Annotated in this window: 32 protein-coding genes; 31 read left to right on the top strand and 1 reads right to left on the bottom strand. The window is 61.3% G+C overall.

All coding sequences use genetic code 11. The features are described from left to right. Positions 1 to 39 precede the first annotated feature (39 nt). The 30 genes from ACUIAD_RS00905 to ACUIAD_RS00760 all read left to right on the top strand — a co-directional run bounded on the left by ACUIAD_RS00905 (position 40) and on the right by ACUIAD_RS00760 (position 22,211). Positions 40 to 672, top strand: a complete 633-nt coding sequence (locus ACUIAD_RS00905; protein WP_445343373.1) for an AbrB family transcriptional regulator — start codon at positions 40 to 42, stop codon at positions 670 to 672. A 203-nt stretch (positions 673 to 875) separates the two neighbouring features. After that, positions 876 to 1,325: a 50S ribosomal protein L13 gene (gene rplM / locus ACUIAD_RS00900; protein ID WP_046323307.1), complete on the top strand. Its 450-nt coding sequence runs from the start codon at positions 876 to 878 to the stop codon at positions 1,323 to 1,325. Positions 1,326 to 1,345: 20 nt separating this feature from the next. After that, the gene (rpsI, locus tag ACUIAD_RS00895; protein WP_110452591.1) at positions 1,346 to 1,837 is read left to right on the top strand and encodes a 30S ribosomal protein S9; all 492 of its coding nucleotides are present in this window, start codon (positions 1,346 to 1,348) and stop codon (positions 1,835 to 1,837) included. A 286-nt stretch (positions 1,838 to 2,123) separates the two neighbouring features. Next, on the top strand, positions 2,124 to 4,907 hold the full coding sequence (adhE, locus tag ACUIAD_RS00890; protein WP_445343372.1) for a bifunctional acetaldehyde-CoA/alcohol dehydrogenase: 2,784 nt from the start codon (positions 2,124 to 2,126) through the stop codon (positions 4,905 to 4,907). A 286-nt stretch (positions 4,908 to 5,193) separates the two neighbouring features. After that, positions 5,194 to 5,502 carry a 30S ribosomal protein S10 gene (rpsJ, locus tag ACUIAD_RS00885; RefSeq protein WP_006295278.1) on the top strand — a complete coding sequence of 103 codons (309 nt, stop codon included), beginning with the start codon at positions 5,194 to 5,196 and terminating at the stop codon, positions 5,500 to 5,502. 16 nt (positions 5,503 to 5,518) lie between these two features. Then, on the top strand, positions 5,519 to 6,172 hold the full coding sequence (gene rplC / locus ACUIAD_RS00880) for a 50S ribosomal protein L3 (RefSeq protein ID WP_015022359.1): 654 nt from the start codon (positions 5,519 to 5,521) through the stop codon (positions 6,170 to 6,172). A 4-nt stretch (positions 6,173 to 6,176) separates the two neighbouring features. Beyond that, positions 6,177 to 6,851 carry a 50S ribosomal protein L4 gene (rplD, locus tag ACUIAD_RS00875; RefSeq protein WP_015022358.1) on the top strand — a complete coding sequence of 225 codons (675 nt, stop codon included), beginning with the start codon at positions 6,177 to 6,179 and terminating at the stop codon, positions 6,849 to 6,851. A 5-nt stretch (positions 6,852 to 6,856) separates the two neighbouring features. Beyond that, the gene (gene rplW / locus ACUIAD_RS00870; RefSeq protein ID WP_110452588.1) at positions 6,857 to 7,159 is read left to right on the top strand and encodes a 50S ribosomal protein L23; all 303 of its coding nucleotides are present in this window, start codon (positions 6,857 to 6,859) and stop codon (positions 7,157 to 7,159) included. 35 nt (positions 7,160 to 7,194) lie between these two features. Further along, on the top strand, positions 7,195 to 8,025 hold the full coding sequence (gene rplB / locus ACUIAD_RS00865) for a 50S ribosomal protein L2 (protein WP_445343371.1): 831 nt from the start codon (positions 7,195 to 7,197) through the stop codon (positions 8,023 to 8,025). Positions 8,026 to 8,040: 15 nt separating this feature from the next. Beyond that, positions 8,041 to 8,319: a 30S ribosomal protein S19 gene (gene rpsS / locus ACUIAD_RS00860; RefSeq protein ID WP_015022355.1), complete on the top strand. Its 279-nt coding sequence runs from the start codon at positions 8,041 to 8,043 to the stop codon at positions 8,317 to 8,319. Between the two features lie 21 nt (positions 8,320 to 8,340). Next, positions 8,341 to 8,700, top strand: a complete 360-nt coding sequence (gene rplV, locus ACUIAD_RS00855) for a 50S ribosomal protein L22 (RefSeq protein ID WP_110452586.1) — start codon at positions 8,341 to 8,343, stop codon at positions 8,698 to 8,700. Continuing rightward, positions 8,700 to 9,545, top strand: a complete 846-nt coding sequence (gene rpsC / locus ACUIAD_RS00850) for a 30S ribosomal protein S3 (RefSeq protein ID WP_110452585.1) — start codon at positions 8,700 to 8,702, stop codon at positions 9,543 to 9,545. The genes rplV and rpsC overlap by 1 nt, the downstream gene beginning before the upstream one ends. A gap of 3 nt (positions 9,546 to 9,548) precedes the next feature. After that, positions 9,549 to 9,968 (top strand): 50S ribosomal protein L16, encoded by a 420-nt coding sequence (rplP, locus tag ACUIAD_RS00845; RefSeq protein ID WP_110452584.1) that lies wholly within the window; start codon positions 9,549 to 9,551, stop codon positions 9,966 to 9,968. After that, on the top strand, positions 9,968 to 10,231 hold the full coding sequence (rpmC, locus tag ACUIAD_RS00840; RefSeq protein ID WP_015022351.1) for a 50S ribosomal protein L29: 264 nt from the start codon (positions 9,968 to 9,970) through the stop codon (positions 10,229 to 10,231). Before rplP ends, rpmC begins: the two co-directional genes overlap by 1 nt. A gap of 2 nt (positions 10,232 to 10,233) precedes the next feature. After that, positions 10,234 to 10,500 carry a 30S ribosomal protein S17 gene (gene rpsQ / locus ACUIAD_RS00835; protein ID WP_445343370.1) on the top strand — a complete coding sequence of 89 codons (267 nt, stop codon included), beginning with the start codon at positions 10,234 to 10,236 and terminating at the stop codon, positions 10,498 to 10,500. 79 nt (positions 10,501 to 10,579) lie between these two features. Next, on the top strand, positions 10,580 to 10,948 hold the full coding sequence (gene rplN, locus ACUIAD_RS00830; RefSeq protein ID WP_015022349.1) for a 50S ribosomal protein L14: 369 nt from the start codon (positions 10,580 to 10,582) through the stop codon (positions 10,946 to 10,948). A gap of 1 nt (position 10,949) precedes the next feature. Beyond that, positions 10,950 to 11,285: a 50S ribosomal protein L24 gene (rplX, locus tag ACUIAD_RS00825; RefSeq protein ID WP_445343369.1), complete on the top strand. Its 336-nt coding sequence runs from the start codon at positions 10,950 to 10,952 to the stop codon at positions 11,283 to 11,285. Beyond that, on the top strand, positions 11,282 to 11,854 hold the full coding sequence (rplE, locus tag ACUIAD_RS00820; protein WP_024626788.1) for a 50S ribosomal protein L5: 573 nt from the start codon (positions 11,282 to 11,284) through the stop codon (positions 11,852 to 11,854). Before rplX ends, rplE begins: the two co-directional genes overlap by 4 nt. A gap of 1 nt (position 11,855) precedes the next feature. Further along, a complete protein-coding gene (locus tag ACUIAD_RS00815) occupies positions 11,856 to 12,041 on the top strand; it encodes a type Z 30S ribosomal protein S14 (RefSeq protein WP_015022346.1) in 186 nt (61 codons plus the stop codon). Between the two features lie 80 nt (positions 12,042 to 12,121). Next, a complete protein-coding gene (rpsH, locus tag ACUIAD_RS00810) occupies positions 12,122 to 12,520 on the top strand; it encodes a 30S ribosomal protein S8 (RefSeq protein WP_024626787.1) in 399 nt (132 codons plus the stop codon). A 16-nt stretch (positions 12,521 to 12,536) separates the two neighbouring features. Then, positions 12,537 to 13,076, top strand: coding sequence for a 50S ribosomal protein L6 (gene rplF, locus ACUIAD_RS00805; protein WP_110452582.1), 540 nt, complete (start codon positions 12,537 to 12,539; stop codon positions 13,074 to 13,076). A 1-nt stretch (position 13,077) separates the two neighbouring features. Next, a complete protein-coding gene (gene rplR / locus ACUIAD_RS00800; RefSeq protein ID WP_015022343.1) occupies positions 13,078 to 13,449 on the top strand; it encodes a 50S ribosomal protein L18 in 372 nt (123 codons plus the stop codon). Further along, positions 13,446 to 14,207, top strand: coding sequence for a 30S ribosomal protein S5 (gene rpsE / locus ACUIAD_RS00795; RefSeq protein WP_110452581.1), 762 nt, complete (start codon positions 13,446 to 13,448; stop codon positions 14,205 to 14,207). The genes rplR and rpsE overlap by 4 nt, the downstream gene beginning before the upstream one ends. After that, the gene (gene rpmD / locus ACUIAD_RS00790; RefSeq protein WP_110452580.1) at positions 14,207 to 14,392 is read left to right on the top strand and encodes a 50S ribosomal protein L30; all 186 of its coding nucleotides are present in this window, start codon (positions 14,207 to 14,209) and stop codon (positions 14,390 to 14,392) included. The genes rpsE and rpmD overlap by 1 nt, the downstream gene beginning before the upstream one ends. Before the next feature lie 2 nt (positions 14,393 to 14,394). Continuing rightward, positions 14,395 to 14,859: a 50S ribosomal protein L15 gene (rplO, locus tag ACUIAD_RS00785; RefSeq protein ID WP_110452579.1), complete on the top strand. Its 465-nt coding sequence runs from the start codon at positions 14,395 to 14,397 to the stop codon at positions 14,857 to 14,859. 184 nt (positions 14,860 to 15,043) lie between these two features. Continuing rightward, on the top strand, positions 15,044 to 16,372 hold the full coding sequence (secY, locus tag ACUIAD_RS00780) for a preprotein translocase subunit SecY (protein WP_445343368.1): 1,329 nt from the start codon (positions 15,044 to 15,046) through the stop codon (positions 16,370 to 16,372). A 251-nt stretch (positions 16,373 to 16,623) separates the two neighbouring features. Next, positions 16,624 to 17,196, top strand: coding sequence for an adenylate kinase (locus ACUIAD_RS00775; protein ID WP_445343367.1), 573 nt, complete (start codon positions 16,624 to 16,626; stop codon positions 17,194 to 17,196). A gap of 348 nt (positions 17,197 to 17,544) precedes the next feature. Beyond that, positions 17,545 to 19,350, top strand: coding sequence for an ABC transporter ATP-binding protein (locus ACUIAD_RS00770; protein WP_445343366.1), 1,806 nt, complete (start codon positions 17,545 to 17,547; stop codon positions 19,348 to 19,350). Continuing rightward, positions 19,343 to 21,355, top strand: a complete 2,013-nt coding sequence (locus ACUIAD_RS00765; protein ID WP_445343365.1) for an ABC transporter ATP-binding protein — start codon at positions 19,343 to 19,345, stop codon at positions 21,353 to 21,355. The genes ACUIAD_RS00770 and ACUIAD_RS00765 overlap by 8 nt, the downstream gene beginning before the upstream one ends. Before the next feature lie 490 nt (positions 21,356 to 21,845). Beyond that, positions 21,846 to 22,211, top strand: coding sequence for a hypothetical protein (locus ACUIAD_RS00760; protein ID WP_445343364.1), 366 nt, complete (start codon positions 21,846 to 21,848; stop codon positions 22,209 to 22,211). A gap of 25 nt (positions 22,212 to 22,236) precedes the next feature. On the opposite strand, the gene ACUIAD_RS00755 is transcribed toward ACUIAD_RS00760, so the two are convergent. Next, positions 22,237 to 25,971, bottom strand: coding sequence for a MucBP domain-containing protein (locus tag ACUIAD_RS00755; protein WP_445343363.1), 3,735 nt, complete (start codon positions 25,969 to 25,971; stop codon positions 22,237 to 22,239). A gap of 512 nt (positions 25,972 to 26,483) precedes the next feature. On the opposite strand from ACUIAD_RS00755, the gene ACUIAD_RS00750 reads away from it, so the two are divergent. Next, positions 26,484 to 26,633, top strand: a complete 150-nt coding sequence (locus ACUIAD_RS00750; RefSeq protein ID WP_445343842.1) for a hypothetical protein — start codon at positions 26,484 to 26,486, stop codon at positions 26,631 to 26,633. Positions 26,634 to 26,763: the final 130 nt, after the last annotated feature.

Below are 26,763 nucleotides of genomic sequence, written 5' to 3'. Positions count from 1 at the left end.
GCTGAGTCTGATATCAAGGAGGCGACCTAAGCTGGCCGCATGACCAATCCCCAGGACCAACCGGAAACCGAATCCCAGCCATCCGGCAAGCCCCACGAGGCCCTGACCGTTTTCTATGAAAGGCTCAGGCATTCCACGGATACGGCCGAGCTGCACGAATTCGCCCGCAGCCCCCTGCCTGACAGGTCCGACCAGGCTGCCTTCTCCCGTTTCACGGCACTGCTGGAAGCTGTAGCCGGCAACGAGCACACGCCGGTGGAAGACAGGGTATATCTGGCGCAGACCATGCCTTTCCCCAACATTCTGGTCAAGCTCTCCCAGGATTCCAGCCCGGAGGTCCGCCGGGCGGTGGCCGCCAACAAGGACGACAAGAACTGGCTGGCCGGTCTGCTCACCAAGGACGAGGACGCCGGTGTCAGAGCTGCCGCGCTGACCAATCCCATGACCTCCTGGAAGATGCGTCTGGAGGGCGCCCAGGACGAGCGCACCGATGCCGATACCCTGGATTTTCTGGCAGCTTTGGGCACTCGTGATGAGCAGGACGCCCCCCATGTGCTGGCCGCCATGGTTCGCCGGGCCGTGGCCCTGAATCCCAATACCGGGCAGGCGACTCTTGAGGCTCTGCGCAAGGACCCGGACGGACAGGTGGCACGGGCAGCCGACTCCCGCTGAGACTGGGGCCGACGCGAATTTTGACGAACAGCACTCAGGCGTTACAATAATGGATTGTTGTGTTTCCCTAAGGGGTCCTCAAAGCGCTTTTCCCACTCGCCGTCTAGGACTTTCAGGGAGCCCACGGAATACACGGCTTTCAGCCAGCATGGCAGCATGCGGCGCGGAGAGCCCGAAACACAATGCAAGGAAAAGGTTGAATCGTGAAGACTTTCACCCCGAAACCAGCCGATCTGACACATGACTGGTATATCGTCGACGCCTCCGGTGTGGTGCTGGGGCGTCTGGCAGCCCAGGTGGCCGATCTGCTGCGCGGCAAGAACAAGCCCACCTATGCGCCCTACGCCGACTCCGGCAACAACGTCATCGTCATCAACGCATCCAAGATGGTGCTGACGGGCAACAAGAACGACAAGGTGCTCTACACCCACTCAGGCCGTCCTGGCGGTCTGCGTCGCGATTCCTACGGACAGTTGATGGAGCACAATCCCGAGCGCATCATCATGACGGCGGTCAAGGGCATGCTGCCCAAGAACAAGCTGGCCAAGGTCCAGCTGACCAGGCTGCGGGTCTTCGCAGGCGAGGAGCATCCCCACACCTCGCAGCAGCCCATTGAGTACAAGATCCATCAGGTCGCCCAGCAGGCCAAGTAGGACCAGAGGAGATAATCACCATGGCTGACAACAACAACAGCTCCGCGGTTCTTGATGCCGAGGAGACCAGCGCTTCCTACACTTCCGAAACCAACGCCGGTGCAGGCACCGGCACCTCCGCTATCGAGCCGGGCTACGGCACCGGTCGCCGCAAGGAGGCAGTCGCTCGCGTTCGTCTGATTCCGGGCTCTGGCAAGTGGAGCATCAACGGGCACACGCTGGAGGAGTACTTCCCCAGCAAGCTACACCAGCGCGAGGTCAACTCGCCCATCGTGCTGCTCAAGCTCGAGGACAAGTTCGACGTGGTTGTGCGCGTCGAGGGCGGCGGCGTGACCGGCCAGGCCGGTGCAGTCCGTCTGGGCGTTGCACGTGCCTTGAACGCCATTGACCGGGACGCCAACCGCCCCGCCTTGAAGAAGGCCGGATTCCTGACCCGTGACGCCCGCGTCGTGGAGCGCAAGAAGGCCGGTCTGCACAAGGCCCGTCGCGCCCCGCAGTTCTCCAAGCGCTGACGCTCGCAGTTTCTATATCCCCGAGGCTCTCATGGACCTCGGGGATTTTTCATGTCTTGACGCCCTCGTCCGAAGCGAACGGCAAAGCGCACGTTGGAGTGCGCAAAATGACCAGAAAAACCACGAATTCCCACACGACACGCGACAAGCGAACGTTCGCTCATCCTGGAGCTCAATGGTGCCCCCTCCGGTCTATATTGTGATTTTCGTCACGTTATGACGGATGTCCTTTGTGGACCATCATGGTCTGAGACCGTCTGCTGGTCCTCATCGGAATCCGCTGAACATGAGGAGGGCCAGTATCTTGGCTGGAACGCAGAAGCAGAAGCATCAATATCAAGTGAAAGAGTCGGAGGCTAGCAGGGGAGGCGGCCGGGCCGACAGCGGTGAACTAGCCCGGATGGAGGTGGACGCCCTGGTCGTCCGAGCGCAGACGGCTTTACGCGCCTTTGAAAAGCTCGACCAGGGCCAAGTGGATCGGATCGTGGCCAAGGCCTCGATCGCAGCCCTGAACAAGCACCTGTCCCTGGCGCAGATGGCCGTGGAGGAGACCGGACGCGGCCTGGTGGAAGACAAGGCTACCAAGAACATCTTCGCCTGCGAGCACGTAACCAACTACCTGGCCAGGCAGCGCACTGTGGGCATCATCAGGGAGAACGACGTGGATGGCATCATCGAGGTAGCCGAGCCGGTAGGAGTCGTGGCTGGCGTGACTCCGGTGACCAACCCCACCTCGACTGCCATCTTCAAATCGCTCCTGGCTCTGAAGACCCGCTGTCCCATCGTTTTCGGATTCCATCCCTATGCTCAGCGCTGCTCGGTGGAGGCGGCCCGTATTGTCCGCGACGCAGCCATCGAGGCAGGCGCTCCGCAGGATTGCATCCAGTGGATCGAGCACCCTTCAGTGGAGGCCACCGGCGCCCTGATGCAGCACCCAGGCGTGGCCACCATACTGGCCACCGGCGGTCCCGGCATGGTCAAGGCCGCTTACTCCTCGGGCAAGCCTGCCTTGGGTGTAGGAGCCGGCAATGCCCCTGCATATGTGGACCGCAGGGTCAACGTGCCTCGGGCCGTCAACGACCTGATCCTGTCCAAGCATTTCGACTATGGCATGATCTGCGCCACGGAGCAGGCCATCATCGCCCATCAGGATGTGCATGACCGGGTGATCGAGGAGATGAAGCGGCGCAAGGCTTACTTCGTCAACCCTGAGGAGAAGGCCAGGCTGGAGGAGTACATGTTCGGCGTGCGGGCCCATGCCGGTGCCGACGCTCCCGCTCCAAGGCTCAACTCCGAGGTTCCGGGCAAGTCCCCCCAGTTCATCGCCCGTCAGGCCGGCTTCGAGATACCTGAGGATGCGACCATCCTGGCAGCCCAATGTGACCAGGTCGGCCCCATGGAACCCCTGACCTTGGAGAAGCTGGCTCCGGTGCAGGCCGTGCTCAAGGCTCGCAACAAGGAAGAGGGTTTCACCCTCTGCGAGCAGATGCTGCGCTACGGCGCCGGGCATACGGCAGCCATCCACACCGATGATGAGAGGCTGGTGCGCGAGTATGGCCAGCGCATGCACGCCTGCCGGATCATCTGGAATCAGCCCAGCTCCCTGGGCGGCATCGGCGACATCTACAATGCCATCGCCCCTTCTCTGACCCTGGGCTGCGGCTCCTACGGGGGCAATTCGGTCTCGGGCAACGTCCAGGCGGTCAATCTGATCAACATCAAGCGGATCGCGCGGAGGAACAATAACATGCAGTGGTTCAAGGTGCCGGCCAAGACCTACTTCGAGCCCGATTCCGTCCGCTACCTGCGCGACATGTTCGGCATCCGCCGGGCCGTCATCGTCTGCGACAAGGTCATGGAGCAGCTGGGGATCGTCGACAAGGTCATCGATCAGCTGCGGTCCCGGCCCGAGCCGGTCACCTTCCGCATCATCGACTACGTAGAGCCGGAGCCCAGCGTCGAGACGGTGGAGCGCGGCGCAGCCATGATGCGTGATGAGTTCGGCCCTGACACCATCATTGCCGTGGGCGGCGGCAGCCCCATGGACGCAGCCAAGATCATGTGGCTGCTCTATGAGCATCCGGAGATCTCCTTTGCCGATGTTCGGGAGAAGTTCTTCGACATCCGCAAGCGGGCCTTCAAGATTCCGCCCCTGGGCACCAAGGCCAGGCTGGTCTGCATTCCCACCTCCTCGGGCACGGGGTCGGAGGTCACGCCATTCGCGGTCATCACCGACCATAAGACCGGATACAAGTACCCCATCACCGACTACGCCCTGACCCCTAGCGTGGCCATCGTGGACCCGGTTCTGGCCCATACCCAGCCCAAGCGGCTGGCCTGTGACTCGGGCTTTGACGCCCTGACGCATTGCATGGAGGCCTTCGTCTCGGTCTATGCCAATGACTACACCGACGCCATGGCCCTGCACGCAGCCAAGCTGATCTGGGACAACCTGGAGCCTGCCGTGGGCACTGCCGGCGGCGAGGCCAAGGTACGCGCCCAGGAGAAGATGCACAATGCGGCAACCATGGCCGGCATGGCCTTCGGGTCGGCTTTCCTGGGCATGTGCCACGGCATGGCGCATACCATCGGAGCCCTCTGCCATGTGGCTCATGGGCGGGCCAACTCCATCCTCCTGCCCTATGTGATCCGCTATAATGGACGGATCCCGGACGAGCCGACCAGCTGGCCCAAGTACAGCGAGTATATGGCCCCGGAGCGCTACAGGCAGATGGCCCATGTGCTGGGCATCGAATCCGCTACTCCCGAGGATGGCGTGGAGCTCCTGGCCAGTGCCGTGGAATCATACAGGGACGAACGCCTGGGCATGGATTCCTCCTTCCAGGCTGCCGGAGTGGACGAGGACCTCTACTGGCAGTCCCTGGATCAGATCGGCATGCGCGCCTATGAGGACCAGTGCACGCCCGCCAACCCCCGCATTCCGCTGATTGAGGACATGAAGGACATTGCCGTGGCCGCCTACTATGGGGTAAGCCAGGAGGAGGGCCGCCGGTTGAGGGTTTCCCGACAGGGCGAGGAAGTAGTCCAGGAGGCCTCGCAGCGGGCCTGAAGGGGGCATAATTACGCCGAGGGTCTACCTGGAAGTGGTGCGACACGCCCGGATTCTTCTAGGGGAACCCTCGTGCTTTAATAAGAAAGTTGCCTGTTTTGGGCTCGCATTTTGTCAATCACAATAGCGGGTGCAGCGAGGAGTCCCATCCCCACGGGATTCTCCACGGCTGCGCATGGATCCGGCTGAGGCCTGTCGGGAGAAATGTCTCCTCGTGGCCGTCGTTCCGTGCCCTCGAAACAGACTGGGTAATCAGTTCATAGATCGCTAGAAAGGGCGGACGGCAATGGCGGGACAGAAAATCCGCATCAGGCTAAAGTCCTATGACCATGAGGTCATCGACCAATCGGCGAAGAAAATCGTCGAGACGGTGACGAACGCGGGCGCAACTGTGGTTGGCCCCGTTCCGCTGCCGACTGAGAAGAACGTGTATGTCGTCATCCGTTCTCCTCATAAGTACAAGGACTCCCGCGAGCACTTCGAGATGCGCACCCACAAGCGCCTGATTGACATCGTGGATCCCACGCCCAAGGCTGTGGATTCGCTGATGCATATCGATCTGCCGGCGGACGTCAATATCGAGATCAAGCTGTAGGGGAGGAGGAAACCGCATGGCTGAAGAGCAGAGGAACCGCAAGGCTCTCCTGGGCCGCAAGCTGGGCATGTCCCAGGTCTGGGACGAGAACGGCTTCTTCGTCCCGGTGACCTTGGTGGACGTGTCCACCAACGTGGTGACCGCGGTCAAGAACCAGGAGAAGGACGGCTACCAGGCCATCCAGATCGGCTACGGGCAGATCGACCCCACCAAGGTGACCAAGCCGCTGGCTGGGCACTTCGCCAAGGCCGGAGTGACCCCGCGTCGTCACCTGGTCGAGGTCCGCACCGCCGATGCCGACAGCTATCAGCCCGGCCAGGAGCTGGGCCTGGACCTGCTGCCTGAGGGCAGCGAGGTCGACGTGACCGGCACCACCAAGGGCAAGGGCTTCGCTGGCACCATCAAGCGCTGGGGCTTCAAGTCCTACCGCCGCACCCACGGCTCGCACAAGAACGAGCGTCGTCCCGGTTCAGTGGGCGCCTGCGCCACGCCCAGCCGCATCCTCAAGGGCAAGCGGATGGCTGGCCGCATGGGTCACGACACTTCGACCGTCCAGAATCTGACCATCGTCTCCGCAGATGCCGAGAAGGGCGTCATCGCCATCAAGGGTGCCCTGCCCGGGCCCCGCGGCGCCATCGTCCTGGTTCGTTCGGCAGTGAAGGGAGCCTGAAACCATGGCTAAGTTGACTCTGAACATCACCGACGCCCAGGGCAAGAACACCGGGACCGTGGATGCACCCGAGCAGATCTTCGGCATCGCCGAGGAGGATGTCCGCTCGCATGTGCCGCTGATCCACCAGGTGGTCGTCGCCCAGCTGGCTGCAGCCCGCCAGGGCACGCATTCGGTCAAGACCCGGTCCACCGTCTCCGGCGGCGGCCGCAAGCCTTGGAAGCAGAAGGGCACCGGTCGTGCTCGTCAGGGCTCCATCCGCGCTCCCCAGTGGACCGGCGGCGCCATTGTCCACGGTCCGCAGCCGCGTGACTACTCCCAGCGCACCCCCAAGAAGATGAAGGCTGCAGCCCTGCGCTACGTCCTGTCCGACCGGGTCAACGCCGGACGTGTGCACGTGGTCGACTTCGGCATTGGCGAGACCCCGTCCACCAAGGCCGCCAAGGCAGCCCTGCTGCCTCTGGTCGACAACAGATTCACCACCGTCGTGCTGTCCCGTGAGAACATCAACGAGTGGCTCTCCGTGAGGAACCTGCCCACCGTCCACGTTCTCTTCGCCGATCAGCTCAATACCTACGATGTGGTCACTGCCGAGGACGTCGTCTTCAGCAAGGATGGCTTCGATGCCTTCCTGGCCGTCAAGGGCGGCGCCAAGTCCGAGACCGTCAAGGAGGCCTGAATTTCATGGCAGCTATTCACAAGCCAGCGCACGACATCATTCTGCGTCCGGTCGTCTCCGAGAAGAGCTACGCCAACTCGGATCGCGGCCAGTACACATTCGTGGTGGACCCTGATGCCAACAAGGTCGCCATCAAGCAGGCCATCGAGCAGATCTTCAATGTGAAGGTCACATCGGTCAACACCCTGAATCGGCAAGGCAAGCGAACCCGGACCCGTACGGGCTGGGGTCGTCGCAACGCCGAGAAGCGCGCCATCGTCAAGGTGGCCGAGGGCCAGTCGATCGATGTCTTCGGTACCAACAACTGAAGGCTAGCCGAGAAAAGTTAAGGAAGAACTAGATTATGGCTATCCGTACATACAAGCCGACGACCGCGGGCCGTCGCAACGCCTCGGTTTCGGACTTCGCCGAAATCACGCGCTCCAAGCCCGAGAAGTCGCTGGTTCGCAAGCTGAGCAAGACCGGCGGACGCAACTCCTATGGTCGCGTCACCAGCCGTCACCGCGGCGGCGGGCACAAGCGCCAGTACCGCCTCATCGACTTCCGCCGCTGGGACAAGGACGGCGTGCCCGCCAAGGTGGCTGAGATCGAATACGATCCCAACCGCTCGGCCCGCATTGCCCTTCTGCACTTTGCAGATGGCGAGAAGCGCTACATCATTGCGCCGCAGGGCATCAAGCAGGGTGATGTCATCGAGACCGGCCCTCAGGCCGACATCAAGCCTGGCAACAACCTGCCTCTGCGCAACATCCCCACCGGTACCATCGTCCACGCCATCGAGCTGCGGCCCCTGGGCGGCGCCAAGATCGCCCGCTCGGCCGGTGCTGCCGTCCAGCTGGTGGCCAAGGACGGGGCGTACGCCCAGCTGCGTATGCCCTCCGGTGAGATTCGCAACGTCGATTCCCGCTGCCGTGCAACGGTGGGCGAGGTCGGCAACAACGATCACGCCAACATCCAGCTAGGCAAGGCTGGACGTGCTCGCTGGAAGGGACGCAGACCCATCACCCGTGGTGAATCCATGAACCCGGTCGACCACCCGCATGGCGGACGCACTCGCGGCGGCAAGCCGCCAGTGTCTCCCTGGGGCAAGGGCGAGGTCCGCACCCGCAGGCCCAAGAAGGCCTCCAACAAGATGATTGTGCGTCGTCGTCCAAATGGTAAGAACCGCAAGTAAGGGAGTGTCGGAAAGATGACTCGTAGCATCAAGAAGGGCCCATTCGTCGACGCCCACTTGCAGAAGAAAGTCGACGAGCAGAACGAGAAGGGCACCAAGAACGTCATCAAGACCTGGTCCCGTCGTTCCATGATCACCCCGGACTTCATCGGGCACACGTTTGCTGTGCACGATGGTCGCAAGCATGTCCCGGTCTTCGTCACCGAGGCCATGGTCGGCCACAAGCTCGGCGAGTTCGCCCCCACCCGGACCTTCAGGGGTCACGTGAAGGACGACAAGAAAGCACGCCGCTGAGGCGAGGGAGAGTAGAGACACATGGAAGCTAAGGCAATTGCACGTCACGTTCGCGTGACGCCTCGCAAGGCTCGCCGCGTCGTCGACCTCATCCGAGGCAAGCAGGCGACCGAGGCCGTGACTATTCTGAAATTCGCCCCCCAGGACGCGGCCGTTCCGGTCCGCAAGTGCCTGGAGAGCGCCATCGCCAACGCGCGTGTCAAGGCGGACAAGGCCAACCAGCCCTTCCGCGAGCATGAGCTGGTGGTTCGGGAGACCTACGTGGATGAGGGCACCACCCTGAAGCGGTTCCGCGCCCGCGCCCAGGGTCGTGCGGCCCGCATCAACAAGCGGACCAGCCACATCACCGTCGTGGTGGCCGACAAGGAAGGAGCCCGATAATGGGGCAGAAGATCAACCCGTTTGGGTACCGACTCGGCATCACCGAGGAGCACCGCAGCAAGTGGTACTCCGACTCCAACAAGGCGGGGGAGCGCTATAGCGACTTCGTACTTGAGGACGACAAGATCCGCAAGGAGATGAACAAGGATCTGGAGCGCGCAGGCGTCTCCAAGATCGTCATCGAGCGGACCCGTGACCGTGTGCGCGTCGACATCCACACCGCCCGGCCGGGCATTGTCATCGGTCGTCGCGGAGCCGAGGCCGAGCGCGTGCGCGCCAAGCTGGAGAAGATCACCGGCAAGCAGGTCCAGCTGAACATCTTCGAGGTCAAGAACGCCTCCATCGATGCCCAGCTGGTGGCTCAGGGCATTGCCGAGCAGCTGACCAACCGCGTCACCTTCCGCCGAGCTATGCGAAAGGCTCAGCAGGACGCCATGCGGGCCGGTGCCAAGGGCATCAGGATCAAGCTGTCCGGCCGTCTGGGCGGAGCCGAGATGAGCCGGTCGGAGTTCTACCGCGAGGGCCGTGTGCCCCTGCAGACTCTGCGCGCCCTGATCGACTATGGCTTCTTTGAGGCCAGGACCACCTACGGCCGCATCGGCGTCAAGGTCTGGATCTACAAGGGCGATATGACCGAGCGTCAGTTCGAGGAGCAGCAGGCTCAGCAGAACAACCGTCCCGGTCGGCGCGGCGATCGTCGTCCACGTCGTGGCGTCCGTCCCTCCGAGGGACGCACCCGCCGCGAGCAGGATGCAGCCAAGCAGAACAGCGGTGTGGCCGTGCCGCCGGCGGCGGCTCAGGAGCAGACCGCCTCGGCCCCCGTCGCAACCGAAGCAAAGGAGTGAGCCGTGCTTATCCCAAAGAGGACTAAATACCGCAAGCAGCATCGTCCAGGCCGTTCGGGCATGTCCAAGGGCGGCAACCAGATCGCTTTCGGCGACTACGGCATCCAGGCCTTGGCTCCGGCCTACCTGACCAACCGGCAGATCGAGGCGGCCCGTATCGCTATGACCCGGTACATCAAGCGTGGTGGCCGCGTCTGGATCACGGTCTTCCCGGATCGCCCCCTGACCAAGCATGCCCTGGGATCCCGAATGGGGTCCGGCAAGGGTGCGCCGGAGTTCTGGGTGGCCAATGTCCGTCCCGGCCGGGTGCTCTTCGAAATCGGCGGCGTGAGCGAGGATGTGGCCCGTGAGGCCCTTCGCCGCGCTACTGACAAGCTTCCCATGAAGTGCCGGATTATTGCACGTGAAGGCGGTGACATCTGATGTCAGTCGGAACAGCCGAGTATTCCATCAAGAATCTGAATGAAAAGACCAATGCGGAGATCGAGGATTTCCTGAAGAAGTCCAAGGAAGAGCTGTTCAACCTGCGCTTCCAGTCGGCCACCGGTCAGCTGGAGAACACCTCCCGCCTCAAGGCCGTCAAGCACGACATTGCCAGGATGTACACCGTCCTGCGCGAGCGCGAGCTGGGCATCAGCCAGGAGCCCGCCGAAGCAAAGGCCGAGAGCAAAGCTGAGGAGAAGTAAGCATGGCTGACAAGCAGGAGCGCAACTTCCGCAAGGTTCGCAGCGGCTATGTCGTGTCCGACAAGATGGACAAGACCATCACCGTAGAGCTGGAGCAGCGTTCGACCCATCCCCTGTACGGCAAGGTCGTCCGCAGCAACCGCAAGGTCAAGGCCCATGATGAGAAGAGCGAGGCCCATGTGGGCGACTTCGTGAGTATCATGGAGACCCGTCCTCTGAGCAAGACCAAGCGCTGGCGTCTCGACTCCATCGTCGAGCGCGCCAAGTAACAAGTTCGGCCAGGCTCCGCATTTCATCCCGCCCTGGCGTGGGGTGTCTGCGGAGAACCAGCGCGGCTAAGGAGAATCAATGATTCAGCAGGAATCGCGGCTTCAGGTCGCCGACAACACGGGTGCCAAGGAGATCCTGGCCATCCGCGTGCTCGGCGGGTCGAAGCGACGCTATGCCGGCATTGGCGATGTGATCGTCGCCACCGTCAAGGATGCCATTCCCGGCGGGTCGGTCAAGAAGGGCGAGGTCGTCAAGGCGGTCGTCGTCCGTACGGTCAAGGAGCATCGTCGTCACGATGGCTCCTACATCAAGTTCGACGAGAACGCGGCAGTCATCCTCGGCACCGGTCGTGAGCCCCGCGGCACTCGTATCTTCGGACCGGTCGGTCGTGAGCTGCGCGACAAGCGCTTCATGAAGATCGTGTCCCTGGCACCGGAGGTGATCTGAAGTGGTAGCCAAGATCAAGACAGGCGACCAGGTCAAGGTCATCCGCGGCAAGGATCGCGGCAAGGAGGGCAAGGTCCTGCGGATTCTGCCCAAGGATCGTCTGATCGTCGAGGGTATACAGATCGTCAAGAAGCATGTGCGGGCAACCCAGCAGGGTCAGGAGTCGGGCATCGTCCCGACCGAGGCGCCTATCCATCGCTCCAATGTGATGGTCATCGACCCGGAGACCAAGAAGCCGACCCGCATCGGCGTGAACATCAAGGAGGAGGCGCGTGACGGCAGGGTCAAGGTCGTGCGCACCCGCTTCGCCAAGAAGTCAGGCAAGGAGCTGTCATGAGCGATACCACCGTTGAAGCACCGGCAGTCCCTCGTTTGCTGCAGCAGTATCGCGAGAGCATTGTGCCCGAGCTGGAGAAGGAGTTCAAGTTCTCCAACCCCATGCAGGTGCCCAGGATCGAGAAGGTCGTGGTCTCCATGGGCGTAGGAGCCGCTGCACGCGACTCCAAGCTGATCGAGGGTGCGGTCAAGGACCTGACGGCCATCACTGGCCAGAAGCCCAAGATCACCAAGGCCAAGAAGTCCGTGGCGCAGTTCCATCTGCGCGAGGGACAGGCCATCGGCGCCTTCGCTACCTTGCGCGGCGTGCGCATGTGGGAGTTCCTGGATCGACTGCTGACCCTGGCTCTGCCCCGCATCCGCGATTTCCGCGGCATCAGCGACCGTCAGTTTGATGGCCAGGGCAACTACAATTTCGGTCTCACGGAGCAGTCCATGTTCCACGAGATCGATCCTGATCAGATCGATCACCAGCGTGGTATGGATATCACCGTGGTGACCTCCACCAAGAACGATCAGGAGGCCCGGGCGCTGCTCAAGCAGCTGGGCTTCCCCTTCAAGGAGAACTGATATGGCAAAAACCGCTCTGAGAAACAAGGCGGCACGCAAGCCGAAGTTCAAGGTGCGTGGCTACACGCGCTGCCAGGTCTGCGGTCGTCCTCATTCCGTCTATCGCAAGTTCGGCCTGTGCCGCATCTGCCTTCGCGAGAAGGCCCATCGCGGCGAGCTGCCGGGTGTGACGAAGTCCAGTTGGTAAAGATCGACGCTGAAGGTCCGCGGCCGGGGCAGATTGCTGCCCGGCGGCGGAAACCACGGCGAGGAAGGGCATAAGCCCACATGACAATGACAGATCCCATCGCAGACATGCTGACGCGTCTGCGTAATGCGAGTGCGGCCAAGCATGAAACAGTCGACATGCCGTACTCCAAGTTCAAGGCGAACATCGCGCAGATTCTCAAGCGCGAAGGTTTCATCGCCGATTACCGCGCCAAGGAGGCGCGCGTCGGGCAGGATCTGGAGATCACGCTCAAGTACGGTCCCGATGGACGCCAGTCCATTCAGGGAATCAAGCGCGTCTCCAAGCCCGGCCTGCGCCGCTACGCCAAGTCGGATTCCCTGCCTATGCCCCTGGGCGGGCTGGGAATTGCCATCATCTCGACCAGCTCGGGACTGATGACCCAGAAGGAATGCCTCGATAGGGGCATCGGCGGCGAAATCGTCGCCTACGTATGGTGAGAAAGGAGAGCTGAACATGGCATCGCATATTGGTAAGCTCCCCATCGCCGTTCCGGCAGGTGTGGAGGTGGCCTTCAAGGGCCAGGAATTCACCGCCAAGGGTCCCAAGGGCTCCGACGAGTACACGCTGCCTGAGGGCATCACCGGCAAGGTCGAGGGCAATGAGATCATCATGACCCCCGCCGACGAGGACCGCCCTACCAAGGCCAAGCACGGACTGAGCCGCTCCATTGTGGCTTCCATGGTCGAAGGCGTCTCCAAGGGCTATAGCAAGCACCTGCTGATCGTCGGCACCGGCTACCGCGTGGTTGCCAAGGGCAAGTCCCTTGAGTTCTCGCTGGGCTACTCGCACACCATCACTGTCGACCCCCCGGAGGGCATCACCTTCGAGACGCCGAACGCCAACGAAGTGGTCGTCTCCGGCATCGACAAGCAGGCTGTCGGCCAGGCTGCGGCCAATATCCGCGCCCTGCGTGCTCCCGAGCCTTACAAGGGCAAGGGCATCAAGTACGCCGATGAGCACATCCTGCGCAAGGCTGGAAAGGCTGGTAAGTGATATGACGGTCTCGATACTAGGCAAAGGCAAGAAGATCGCCCGTCTGCGCCGCCATGCCCGTCTGCGCAAGCACGTCTCCGGCACGGCAGAGCGTCCCCGTCTGGTGGTCACTCGGACCAACCGCAATATGATCGCCCAGATCGTCGACGACACCAGGGGCGTCACCCTGGTCAGCGAGTCGACTATGGCTTCGGACTATGGCTCCTTCAAGGGCACCAAGACCGAAGCCGCCCGCAAGGTGGGCGAGCAGATCGCGGCCAAGGCCAAGAAGGCTGGCATCACCACCGTGGTCTTCGACCGTGGTGGCAACAAGTACCACGGAAGGGTCGCAGCGGTTGCGGAAGGCGCCCGTGAGGGAGGTTTGGCACTGTGAGCGACAACGTAACGACAAAGGAAACAACCCAGGTGACTGAAGATTCAACAAACGCTCAGTCCAGCCAGGGTGGCAGAAGGGACCGGAACGACCGGAACGATGATCGCCGCGGTGGTCGTCGCGGCGGTTCCCGTGACGGCCGCAGGGATGGCCGTCGTGGTCGTCGTGACCGCGATGACCGTGACGACATGCTCGACAGGGTCGTGACCATCAACCGTGTGTCCAAGGTTCACAAGGGCGGGCGAACCTTCAGCTTCGCGGCCCTGGTGGTCGTGGGCGACGGCAAAGGCACCGTGGGCGTTGGCTACGGCAAGTCCCGCGAGGTTCCCGCAGCCATCTCCAAGGGTCAGCTGGACGCCAAGAAGCACATGTTCACTGTTCCCCGGATCCGTGGCACTGTCACCCATCCGGTGATCGGCCACGATGCGGCGGGAACTGTTCTCCTGCGGCCTGCAGCACCAGGCACCGGTGTTATCGCCGGTGGTCCGGTTCGCGCAGTCCTGGAGTGCGCTGGCATCACCGATATTCTCAGCAAGTCCATGGGGTCGGCCACGGCCGTCAACATGGTGCGGGCCACTGTGGCTGCTCTGAAGCAACTTGAGGAGCCCGAGGAGATCGCAGCACGCCGCGGTCTGCCTTTGGAGGAGGTCGCCCCTGACTCCCTCCTGCGTGCACGTGCAGCCGGCATTGCCGACGAGCGCAAGGAGCGCGAAGAGGCCAAGGCCAAGGCTGACGAGCAGTCGAAGGCAGGTGAGTGATGACCAAGCAGATCAAGATCACCCTGGTCAAGGGCGTGGCTCATGCCACCGAGCGCCAGAAGGAGAACGTCAGGTCTCTGGGCCTTCACAAAATCGGCCAGACAGTCCTGCGTGAGGACACCCCCGTCTACCGGGGGATGGCCGACAAGGTCCGCCACCTGGTGAACGTAGAGGAGGCAGACTGATTATGGCCAGCGACAAGCAAGAGCCCACCATCCTGCAGATGCATGACCTGCGTCCGGCTCCGGGCGCCAAGCGCGACCGCATCCGTGTGGGTCGTGGCGAGGGGTCCAAGGGCAAGACCTCCGGTCGTGGCACCAAGGGCACCAAGGCCCGCTACCAGGTCCGCCCGGGCTTTGAAGGCGGCCAGCTGCCCCTGTACATGAGGCTGCCCAAGCTGCGCGGGTTCAGGAGCCCCTTCAAGAAGGAGTACCAGGTGGTCAACCTGGGCGCTCTGGAAGGGCTCTTCCCCAAGGGCGGCGAGGTTACCGTCGAGGATCTGGTCAACAGGGGAGCGGTCCGCAAGGGCCATCCTGTCAAGATCCTGGGTGACGGCGACGTCAAGGCTGCTTTCACCCTTAAGGGCGTCAAGGCCTCGGCATCGGCAAAAAGCAAGATAGAAGCCGCAGGCGGATCCGTTTCCGAAGACTGATGCTCAGAGGGGACAGACCGCAAGGCAGATGATTCCGGCCCTCCCCGCTCCAAGCGGGCGGGGCCGGAATTCGTTTCCGACTCGGGTGCCGTCGGAATTTGACGGAGCCATCGGTTAAGCTGGTCGGAGCAAGAAGGTGCGATGCACCGGGACCAACGCGCGGGCGCGTAGGGAGGGAACTTAGGTGAGGACGTTAATCCAGGCCTTCAAGACCAAGGAGCTGAGGAAGAAAATCCTCTTCGTTCTTGGTATCATCATCATCTATCGCATCGGGTCGTTCATACCTACCCCAGGCGTGGATTATCCTTCCGTACAGAAGTGCATCACTACGGCCGGCAATGAGGACTTCATCGGCCTGGTCAATCTATTCTCAGGCGGTGCTCTGCTGCAGCTGTCCATCTTCGCGCTGGGCATCATGCCCTACATCACCGCATCCATCGTGGTACAGCTGCTGCGCGTGGTCATTCCCCGCTTCGAGGCCCTGCACAAGGAAGGCCAGTCCGGCGAGGCCAAGCTGACTGAGTACACCAGGTATTTGACCATCGGCCTGGCCGTGCTGCAGTCCACGACTATTCTGGTCACGGCCCGCAACGGGGCGCTCTTCAATGGGGCGTGCCAGCAGCAGGTCATTCCTGACAGCTCCGTTTGGAATCTGGTGGTCATGGTTCTGATCATGACCGGCGGCACCGGTCTGATTATGTGGATGGCCGAGCTGATCACCGACAAGGGGATCGGCAACGGCATGTCCGTCCTGATCTTCACCTCCATCTGCTCCGGCTTCCTGCCCCAGCTCTGGAACATCGGCTGGGGGACTAACGGCAAGAACGGCGACTGGGTCAAATTCGGCATTGTCGTGACCGTCCTGGTGGTCATTCTGATTCTGGTCGACTACGTGGAGCTGGCCCAGCGCCGCATTCCTGTCCAGTACACCCGTAGGATGATCGGTCGCAAGATGTACGGTGGATCCTCCACTTATCTGCCGCTCAAGATCAATATGTCAGGCGTGATTCCACCAATCTTCGCCTCCTCCATTCTGGCTATCCCTACACTTATTGCCCAGTTCGGCAAGCCCGATCAGGGCTGGGTCAAGTGGATCAATGACAACATGGCCAACACGACCTCGGTCTGGTACATCGTGCTCTACTCGGTCATGATCGTCTTCTTCTGCTTCTTCTACACTTCGATCACCTTCAATCCTGATGAGACGGCTGACAACATGAAGCAGTATGGCGGCTTCATTCCGAGCATCAGGGCGGGGCGTGCCACCAGTCGGTATCTGTCCTACGTAATGAACCGGCTGAACACGGTGGGCGCCATCTACCTGCTCTTTGTAGCTCTGATCCCCACGGTGCTGATCATGCTGCTGAAGATCAACTCCAAACTGCCCTTCGGCGGCACCACTATCCTGATCATCGCCGGCGTCGGCCTGGATACTCTGCGCCAGGCCAGGGCGCAGACCGAGCAGTTCCAATACGCCGGCTTTCTTCTGGAGGGCGACCACAAGGAAGGCTGAGGACACTGCGCTCAAACATCTGCAAGTGGTGTCAGCCTAAAACAGATGAAGGTCCGGCCCTGGTCCTTGGCGGCATGGAGCCGGATTCTTTTTGTCTCGGAAAGACAGCTTGCATGGGTTTAGCGAGTGGAGGCTGTATTGGGTCAGGTAGCCGCTAGCATACATAAATGAGGGTTCTGCGCGGCTAAGACAGCTAAGGCCGTCCGGGACCGGAGAGTCAAGAGCATCAAACATTGAACAAAGGATCGGGAATGGCACAGCGACTGTTGATCATGGGACCTCAAGGTGTTGGCAAGGGCACTCAGGCGGCCTTGCTCAGCAAGCATTACGGGATTCCGGCCATCTCCACCGGCGACATTTTCCGCTACAACTTGAAGAACGGAACCGAGCTGGGCAAACAGGCCAAAGCCTACACCGACAAGGGTGAGCTGGTGCCAGACGAGCTGACCAACAAGATCGTCAAGGATCGCCTGGGTATGGATGATGTCGCCCAGGGCTGGATTCTGGACGGCTACCCCCGTTCGGCCTCTCAGGTCGAGGCGCTGGACCAGATGCTCCAGGAGCTGGACACTCCGCTGACGGCGGTGGTGGCCCTGGATGCTGACCATGACGTGCTCATGCAGCGCATCGCCAAGCGGGCCAAGGAAGAGGGGCGGGCAGACGATACCCCCGAGGCGATTGCCAAGCGTCTGGATATCTATGCCAAGGAGACTGCCCCCCTGTTGAACACCTATAAGTCCCGCGGCCTTCTAGTAGCAGTGGATGGCCAGGGCGAGGTCGACCAGATCTCCAAGGAGATCATCAGCAAGTTGGACGAGCGCTAATTTACAGCCTGTCAGATAAGATGCCTGCCGCTGGCTCAATCAACCGATGCCAGGCAATGAGCAGGACTGTGAATGCCTTGTTCGCAACACACTGATAAGACTCGCTGGTAAGACTCGCTGGTAAGACTCGCAGGAGCATAGAAGCTGCATGACCCCAAGGGGCGTGACAGCTTCTTTTTGTGCAGGGCGGAAATCCCCGCGCGTCCGCCCATCCCTGGCGGACAGGATGATAGCCTAGGTGCATTCAGACCCTCTTTCGAGGGTATTGTATGTCGGTGATTGGCTGCAAAAGATAGAGCAATCAGTTCAGAAACAGAAGAGGTCCATTTGAAGGGGTCTACGGCATCCGTGGTCAGATCGGATAAACAGGAACCAGCGCGTTCGAAGCATACCATCCGAACCATTCTGCGCTCCTTGCGCGAATATCGGAAGGCCAGCTTTCTGGCTCCGGCCTTCGTCTTTCTTGAGAGCGTCCTTGAGATTGTAATCCCGACCATCATGGCATCCCTGATCGACCAGGGAGTCTCGGGGAGGTCCATGCCGGCCATTTTCAAGTTCGGGCTGATATTGCTGGCCTGCTCGGCCGTCTCCCTGTTCTCCGGGTTCATGTCCGGTCGGTATGCGGCTATCGCCTCTTCCGGACTGGCCAAGAATGTCCGCAGCGATCTGTTCGCCAAGGTGCAGTCCTTCAGCTTCACCAACATCGACCGTTTCTCCACCGGATCCATCATCACCAGGCTGACCACCGATGTGACCAACCTGCAGAACGCCTATCAGATGGTCATCAGGGTCGGGGTCAGGGCGCCGATCATGGTCATCGTGGCCTGGCTCTTTTCTTATAAGATCTCCAAGCCCATATCCCTGGTCTTCCTGATCGCCATTCCCATCCTGGGCTTCGGTCTGATTGGTCTGTCCCTGCTGGTTCACCCTATCTTCGAGCGCGTCTTCCGCACCTACGACCATCTCAACAACGTGGTGGACGAGAACCTTCAGGGCATCAGAGTGGTCAAGTCCTACAACCGGGAGGACTACGAGGAGCACAAATTCAACGGTATTTCCATGGCCATCTACCGGGCCTTCTGCAAGGCCGAGCGGATCATGAGCCTGAACCCGGCGCTGTTGAACTTCTGCATCTACGCCTCTCTGCTGGTCATATCCTGGATGGGCGCCTCCCAGATTGTGGCATCAGGAAATAATGCCGCTCTGGGGCTGACCACAGGCGATCTGACCGCCCTGGTCACCTATGCCATCCAGATCATGATGGCCATGAACATGGTCTCCATGATCGTGGTCATGGTCGTTATATCCCAGGCCTCGGCGGAGCGCATTTGCCAGGTGCTGAACGAGGTCAGCACCGTGCATGATCCCGCCAAGCCGGTGATGAAGGTGGCCGACGGCTCCATCAGCTTCCAGGATGTGACCTTCCGCTACTCGAATGGGTCCGAACGTCCCGTTCTGAGCCATATCAATCTGGACGTTCCCTCGGGCTCCACCCTGGGCATCGTGGGCGGGACCGGCTCCTCCAAGTCCAGCCTGGTCCAGCTCATCCCTCGTCTCTACGACGTGACCGAGGGGTCCCTCCAGGTGGGCGGGGTGGATGTACGCCAGTACGACCTGACCGTCCTGCGCGACCAGGTGGCGATGGTGCTCCAAAAGAATGTCCTCTTCACCGGCACCATCGCCGAGAACCTGCGCTGGGGCAATCCCCAAGCCACGGACAAAGAGCTGGTGCGCGCCTGCACCCTGGCTCAGGCCGACGGTTTTGTCAGGGAGTTTCCCGATGGCTATCAGACCTACCTGGACGAGGGCGGCACCAACCTCTCTGGCGGCCAGCGACAGCGTCTATGCATAGCACGGGCCCTTCTGAAGAAACCCGACATTCTGATTCTGGATGACTCAACCAGCGCCGTGGATACCAAGACCGACCAGCTGATCCGCCGTGCTTTCAGCCAGGAAATCCCAGACACCACCAAGATCATCATCTCCCAGCGTCTGGCCTCTGTGGAGGATGCCGACCTGATAGTGGTCCTGGAGGAGGGCAGGATTCTCGACCAGGGCACGCACCAGGAGCTCCTGCGAACATGTCAGGAGTACCGATCCATCTACGAATCACAGACCAGGAACCAGGGCGAGGAGGACAAGGACCATGAGTGACGGATCATTCAAGGACCGCAAGCCCCGCCTGGACAAGGCCGCTCCGGGAACGACCCGTCGGATCCTGAGCTATTTGCTGGCCTACCGTTGGCAGCTGGCGGTGATCGTGGTCTGCATCATCATCAGCGCCGGAGCCCAGGCCGCATCGGCCTTCTTCCTTCAGCCGCTGATCGATCACTATATTCTGCCGCTGGTTGGGGCCGCTGACCCCGATTGGGGACCGTTGATGAGGACGCTGATCCTGATGGGCTGCCTCTATGCGGTGGGAACCTTCTGCTCCTGGTTCTGGAACTGGCTGATTGTCAAGGTGGAACAGGGCACCCTGAAGACCATCCGCGACCAGATGTTCGCCCACCAGCAGGAGCTGCCCATCGGCTTCTTCGACACCCATGAGCACGGCGACACCATGAGCCGCTACACCAATGACACGGATACCCTCCGTCAGGCCATCTCTCAGTCCTTCCCGCAGATGGTCTCCTCGGTACTGTCCGCCTTGGCCGCTTTGATCTCCATGCTCTGGCTTTCCATCCCCTTCACCGTTCTGACACTGGTTTTCGCGGCGGTCCTGATTGTGGTGGTCCGGGTTCTGGTCACCCGAAGCGGCCGGTACTTCGTTCACCAGCAGCGCTATCTGGGCCAGGTGAACGCTTTCGTGGAAGAGGCCGTCAACGGACAGAAGATCATCAAGGTCTTCAACCACGAGGATGCCACTGCCAAAGTCTTCGAGGAGAGGAACGAGGAGCTCTTCCAGGCCTCGGCCCAGGCCAACACCTACGGCAACGTCACTATGCCGGTCGTGGGCAATATGGGCTACCTGCTCTATGTCATCCTGGCCATCGTCGGCGGTCTGGCCGGCATCGCGGGCATGGGCAACGTAGGACTGACCGGGGCAGGGCCGCTGACCCTGGGAACCATCGTCTCCCTCCTGACCCTTTCCCGCTCCTTCATCAACCCGATCGGCCAGGTCTCCATGCAGTTCAACATGGTCATGATGGCCCTGGCCGGCGCCTCCCGGATCTTCGACCTGATGGACCAGCCTGTCGAGTCCGACCAGGGCACGGTCAGATTGGTCAGCGTCAAACTGGCCTCGGACGGCCGGACCATGACCCCCGTCGACCATGAAACAGGGCATTGGGCCTGGAAGCGCGAGGCCGATGACGATGGCAGGCGCTCGCTGGAGGCCGCCATGAAGCTTCCAGGCGATGCGCGCGATGTGGCTCTGAAGGCCAAGGATCAGGCCATCACATCCCCTGACGGGCGATACACCCTCCTCCAGGGGGATGCGCGATTCACTGACGTCAGCTTCGGGTATGATCCGAGCAAGCCTGTTCTGCACGACATCACCTGGTTCGCCAAGCCCGGGCAGAAGGTGGCGCTGGTCGGTGCCACTGGTGCCGGCAAGACCACGATCACCAACCTGATCAACCGCTTCTACGACATCCAGCAGGGGCAGATCCTCTATGACGGTATCGATGTGAAAAACATCCGCAAGCCTGACCTCCGCCGCTCCTTGGGCATCGTCCTTCAGGATGTCAACCTCTTCACCGGCACCGTCCTGGACAACATCCGCTATGGGCGCCTGGATGCCACGGACGAGGAGTGCATCGAAGCGGCCAGGATGACCAACGCAGACAGCTTCATCCGCATGCTTCCCCAGGGCTACCAGACGGTTCTTGAGGGGGATGGAAGCGGACTGTCCCAGGGTCAGCGCCAGCTGATTTCCATTGCCAGGGCGGCTGTGGCGGATCCCCCGGCCATGATCCTGGACGAAGCCACTTCCTCGATCGACACCAGGACCGAGGAAGTGGTCCAGCAAGGCATGGATGCACTGATGCGCGGCCGAACGGTCTTCGTCATCGCCCACCGACTCTCCACGGTCCGCAACTCCGATGTGATCATGGTTCTGGATCATGGGCGGATCATCGAGCGCGGCAACCATGATGAGCTGATAGCCAGGCATGGTGAGTACTACCAGCTCTACACCGGAGCCCTGGAACTGGAATAGGCTCACCAGGAATGCCTGACGGTGGAAGAAGACGCAGGAAGGCATGATCCAGCATTAAGCGAAAGCCAGTGTAGGGGTCGGTCCTTCGATGGGCCGACCCTTTCGTGGTAGGTATTCGGCCATTTTCTCCAGTCATCCCGAGTCTAACAAGTGCTGGTCAGACGTACTGACCTAGGAGCAATTTTTAGTATTTTTAAATAATTCATACAGTTCTGAGGGCCGATTCCGCCTATGAACCGAGAGCGAATATATACAGTTTTACTGAGCCGACAAGTGGCTGATGACTATGGGCGCACAGTAAAGGTTGCACAGAGCTTACGATTCCAACTCATGGGATTGAAAAACCGGACAAGAATCCGATCTCCACGGACTTCTGTTCAGTGGAGACATTCAAGGACCAGAGCGGCACCATGGGGTAGTTCATTCAGGCCGATCACCTGTTTTCGCCGATTTTCCTACTGACTCGTACGCTGACCGGCAATGGTGGCCCATGGCTGTCCAGCGGGCTATCGTCCTGTCCGAGCGCTACCAGTCCATCATCACCAAGACGGACAGCTACGCCTACCTGCGACCCATGACGCAGCTGCTGGAATGCCGTTGCGGGAAGGGTCGGCGGCTCCTGCTCGTCTTCTTGGATCTGCAGAATCTGACCGAATATCCGGAGGCACGGGCCCTTCAGGCCAGCACCCACCGGTATCTGGGCTCCAAGGATTTCAACACGTGCCAGAGAATCGATCCCGAGGTAATAAAAGAATCGGCCGGATCCCTGGTTGGGGGATTCGGCCGGTTCTTATGTATTTGCGGGAACAGCGTTGTTGCTGGTGTTCATGGCCTGGTTGGCTGGTCTTTTCAGTGACTGGCCAGCCAGGCCGTTCTTCCTGTCAGTGCTTGTTGGTTCCCCTGCGCCGGATCGCGACCAGCAGGAGGATGACTCCAGCTGCCAGAGCGATTGCGGCTGCGGCTATAGGCCAGGCGGAATTTGCGCCGGTGCTTGACAGGTCGGCCGGATCCTTGTTGCCGTCCTGGTTGTTTACCGTGTGGCTGCTTGACCCATTGCTTGCAGGCTTGGCCTTGACGGTGAGCTTGGCCTGGGTTTCACGCCCGTCGGCGGTCTTGATGGTGACCTGGTAGGTGCCGGGCTTGGACAGGTCGGCCTTGGACAGGTCCACGCTGGTGGCGACGGGCTTGCCGTCCCGGTCGGTGGCCTTGGCCTTGAAGCTGTCGGCGGTCGGCTCGGGGTCGCCCACGTACATGGCGTAGTCCTCGGCGGTCAGGCTGCGCTGATCGGCCTTGACGGTGAGCTTGGCCTGGGTTTCACGCCCGTCGGCGGTCTTGATGGTGACCTGGTAGGTGCCGGGCTTGGACAGGTCGGCCTTGGACAGGTCCACGCTGGTGGCGACGGGCTTGCCGTCCCGGTCGGTGGCCTTGGCCTTGAAGCTGTCGGCGGTCGGCTCGGGGTCGCCCACGTACATGGCGTAGTCCTCGGCGGTCAGGCTGCGCTGATCGGCCTTGACGGTGAGCTTGGCCTGGGTTTCACGCCCGTCGGCGGTCTTGATGGTGACCTGGTAGGTGCCGGGCTTGGACAGGTCGGCCTTGGACAGGTCCACGCTGGTGGCGACGGGCTTGCCGTCCCGGTCGGTGGCCTTGGCCTTGAAGCTGTCGGCGGTCGGCTCGGGGTCGCCCACGTACATGGCGTAGTCCTCGGCGGTCAGGCTGCGCTGATCGGCCTTGACGGTGAGCTTGGCCTGGGTTTCACGCCCGTCGGCGGTCTTGATGGTGACCTGGTAGGTGCCGGGCTTGGACAGGTCGGCCTTGGACAGGTCCACGCTGGTGGCGACGGGCTTGCCGTCCCGGTCGGTGGCCTTGGCCTTGAAGCTGTCGGCGGTCGGCTCGGGGTCGCCCACGTACATGGCGTAGTCCTCGGCGGTCAGGCTGCGCTGATCGGCCTTGACGGTGAGCTTGGCCTGGGTTTCACGCCCGTCGGCGGTCTTGATGGTGACCTGGTAGGTGCCGGGCTTGGACAGGTCGGCCTTGGACAGGTCCACGCTGGTGGCGACGGGCTTGCCGTCCCGGTCGGTGGCCTTGGCCTTGAAGCTGTCGGCGGTCGGCTCGGGGTCGCCCACGTACATGGCGTAGTCCTCGGCGGTCAGGCTGCGCTGATCGGCCTTGACGGTGAGCTTGGCCTGGGTTTCACGCCCGTCGGCGGTCTTGATGGTGACCTGGTAGGTGCCGGGCTTGGACAGGTCGGCCTTGGACAGGTCCACGCTGGTGGCGACGGGCTTGCCGTCCCGGTCGGTGGCCTTGGCCTTGAAGCTGTCGGCGGTCGGCTCGGGGTCGCCCACGTACATGGCGTAGTCCTCGGCGGTCAGGCTGCGCTGATCGGCCTTGACGGTGAGCTTGGCCTGGGTTTCACGCCCGTCGGCGGTCTTGATGGTGACCTGGTAGGTGCCGGGCTTGGACAGGTCGGCCTTGGACAGGTCCACGCTGGTGGCGACGGGCTTGCCGTCCCGGTCGGTGGCCTTGGCCTTGAAGCTGTCGGCGGTCGGCTCGGGGTCGCCCACGTACATGGCGTAGTCCTCGGCGGTCAGGCTGCGCTGATCGGCCTTGACGGTGAGCTTGGCCTGGGTTTCACGCCCGTCGGCGGTCTTGATGGTGACCTGGTAGGTGCCGGGCTTGGACAGGTCGGCCTTGGACAGGTCCACGCTGGTGGCGACGGGCTTGCCGTCCCGGTCGGTGGCCTTGGCCTTGAAGCTGTCGGCGGTCGGCTCGGGGTCGCCCACGTACATGGCGTAGTCCTCGGCGGTCAGGCTGCGCTGATCGGCCTTGACGGTGAGCTTGGCCTGGGTTTCACGCCCGTCGGCGGTCTTGATGGTGACCTGGTAGGTGCCGGGCTTGGACAGGTCGGCCTTGGACAGGTCCACGCTGGTGGCGACGGGCTTGCCGTCCCGGTCGGTGGCCTTGGCCTTGAAGCTGTCGGCGGTCGGCTCGGGGTCGCCCACGTACATGGCGTAGTCCTCGGCGGTCAGGCTGCGCTGATCGGCCTTGACGGTGAGCTTGGCCTGGGTTTCACGCCCGTCGGCGGTCTTGATGGTGACCTGGTAGGTGCCGGGCTTGGACAGGTCGGCCTTGGACAGGTCCACGCTGGTGGCGACGGGCTTGCCGTCCCGGTCGGTGGCCTTGGCCTTGAAGCTGTCGGCGGTCGGCTCGGGGTCGCCCACGTACATGGCGTAGTCCTCGGCGGTCAGGCTGGTCAGGTCCTTCTTGTAGGTCAGCGTGATATCGGTCGGCTGCCCGTCGCTCCCGTAGGTCCCCTTGGCCACGTCCGGCTGAGAGGAAAGGAAGTAATAGTGGCTGTCGCCCTTCGTTACGTCGCTGCGATCCACGGTGAAGTCTGTGCCGACTTTGCCGGAAAGAACGGCATCGTCCTTGATTTTTTCGCCGTTTTCGTCAGTGTAGTGCACGAGGACGTCCGAGTAGACGGTGACGGTGTACTCGGCAGTGCGTGAATTCCCGTCCGAGTCCTTGACGCTGAACTTGACCTTGACCGGGCCGTTCTTTTGCTCGCTGAGCCTGTCCATGAGGGCTTTCTGGCTTGCCTGGTCGACTACGACCTTGCCTGACAGATCGCCGTCCTCGACATCAGTGGCAGTGACCGGGTCCAAAAGCCACTGGGTGAGGTTCATGGTTTCCCCCTGCTTGAGGGCGCGGTCGGGGCCTGCATTCAGCTGGGGTATGAACCCGAGGTTGTCGAGATTCTGGAAGCACCCTTCGAGGTACTTCTCCTGCTTCTGGATTTGAGACGACTTGTAGACCATGGTCAGCTTCCCTGCAGCCGTCGCATCGCGTACCTGGACTTTGATGCCCAGGATGTACCAGCTCATCTGGAATCCGTCAGGGATGATCACCTCGAGGGTCTGGGGATCGATCTGGCGCGTGGTCCAGCCGTGCTTGGCAAGCGGCACATAGTGCTTGGAGTTATTAGGCCACCCGCCATCTTCTGACAGCATGACGTCATCGGGGGAGATGGATGAGGAGTCTCCCGACGTGCTCAGCGTAATGGTGCGGGACTTCTCCTGATCGGGCTTCGACAGGAAGCCCGGATCGACCACGATGTTGAAGTCCATGGACGTGCTGCCAGGCATGTAGTAATGCTTGCCCTGGATATCGCCGATGTAATTGTCTCCCAAGCCTGCGACGCTGTAGCTGCCCCACCCAGGGACCATGCGGTTGTCGCCATAGCCTGGGTCTTGAGGCATCTCAAAATCGTATTGGTTGGCGCCCTTCAGCTCTATGTCCTGACCGTTGAAGGTGGCGCTGACCTTGTTGTTCTTGCTGTTGTTACCGATGGGATGGAAATTGATGATCAGGTTGATGTTGGCCTGGGAGATGTCCAGAGCGAAGGTGAGGGTGGCGGTGCCTTTCTGGGCATCGTAGGACCACTTGCCGTATCTCTCGTCGCCGTTGGGCTGTATGTTTTTCCAATCCACGGAATTCGGATTGGAGAACGTCAGAGTGAGCGTGGATCCGCTCTTGATTGAGGCGCTCTGGTCGATCTTGACATCGAAGGCCAGAACCTGATTCCACATGTTGCTGCCCTGCTTGAACTGTGAAGTCACCGTGATTCCCTGCATCGATGCAGGTTCAGACCGTGTGGACGGAGTGTTTGACGGCTCTGCATTCAGCCCGTATGCCCCGTTCGCTCCCGCGGCAGTCTCAGGCTTTCCTCCCTGGCTAAGCGCGTAGCCAGTGGTAGGCATGGCCAAAATCACCGCTACCGCAAGTCCCAGCGCGGCTTTCATTGGTTTTCGCAATTGCTCCCCTCAATTCTGTGTCAGTGTGTATTTGCCCCCGCGAGCTTCCATACTAACAAAGGTAAATAAACGATGTGCCGGCAAAAGGCAGGCAGGCATGAGTGGAAGGCGAAAATCATCTTATTGCTTCCCTTCTCGGCGACCCCGGCCGGTGCCTTTGAAAATAAGGGAAGGAGGACGTCAAACAGGGTGAATGCCGAACGGCAGATCGCCATCAATGTATATTAGGTCACAAAATGTATATTAGGTCACAAAAGCTTTGCCTGTCAGATCTGCCGCTTCATAATGACGCCGACAAGGCTGGCATGGATGCTCCGATGAAGGGGATAGAGGTTTTCGTGATTGCTCATCGCTTGTTCATGGTCCTGGATCATGGCCGGATCATCGAGCGGGTCGCCTACGGCGAATTGATTGGTGGGCGCGGTAAGTGCCGCCAGCGTTATGCGGGTGCCTTGCAGCTGGGATAAAAGAATCGGCCGGATCCCTGGTTGGGGGATTCGGCCGGTTCTTATGTATTTGCGGGAACAGCGTTGTTGCTGGTGTTCATGGCCTGGTTGGCTGGTCTTTTCAGTGACTGGCCAGCCAGGCCGTTCTTCC

Source organism: Bifidobacterium sp. ESL0819 (assembly GCF_052606245.1).
This window is presented reverse-complemented; position numbering and strand designations above follow the sequence as displayed.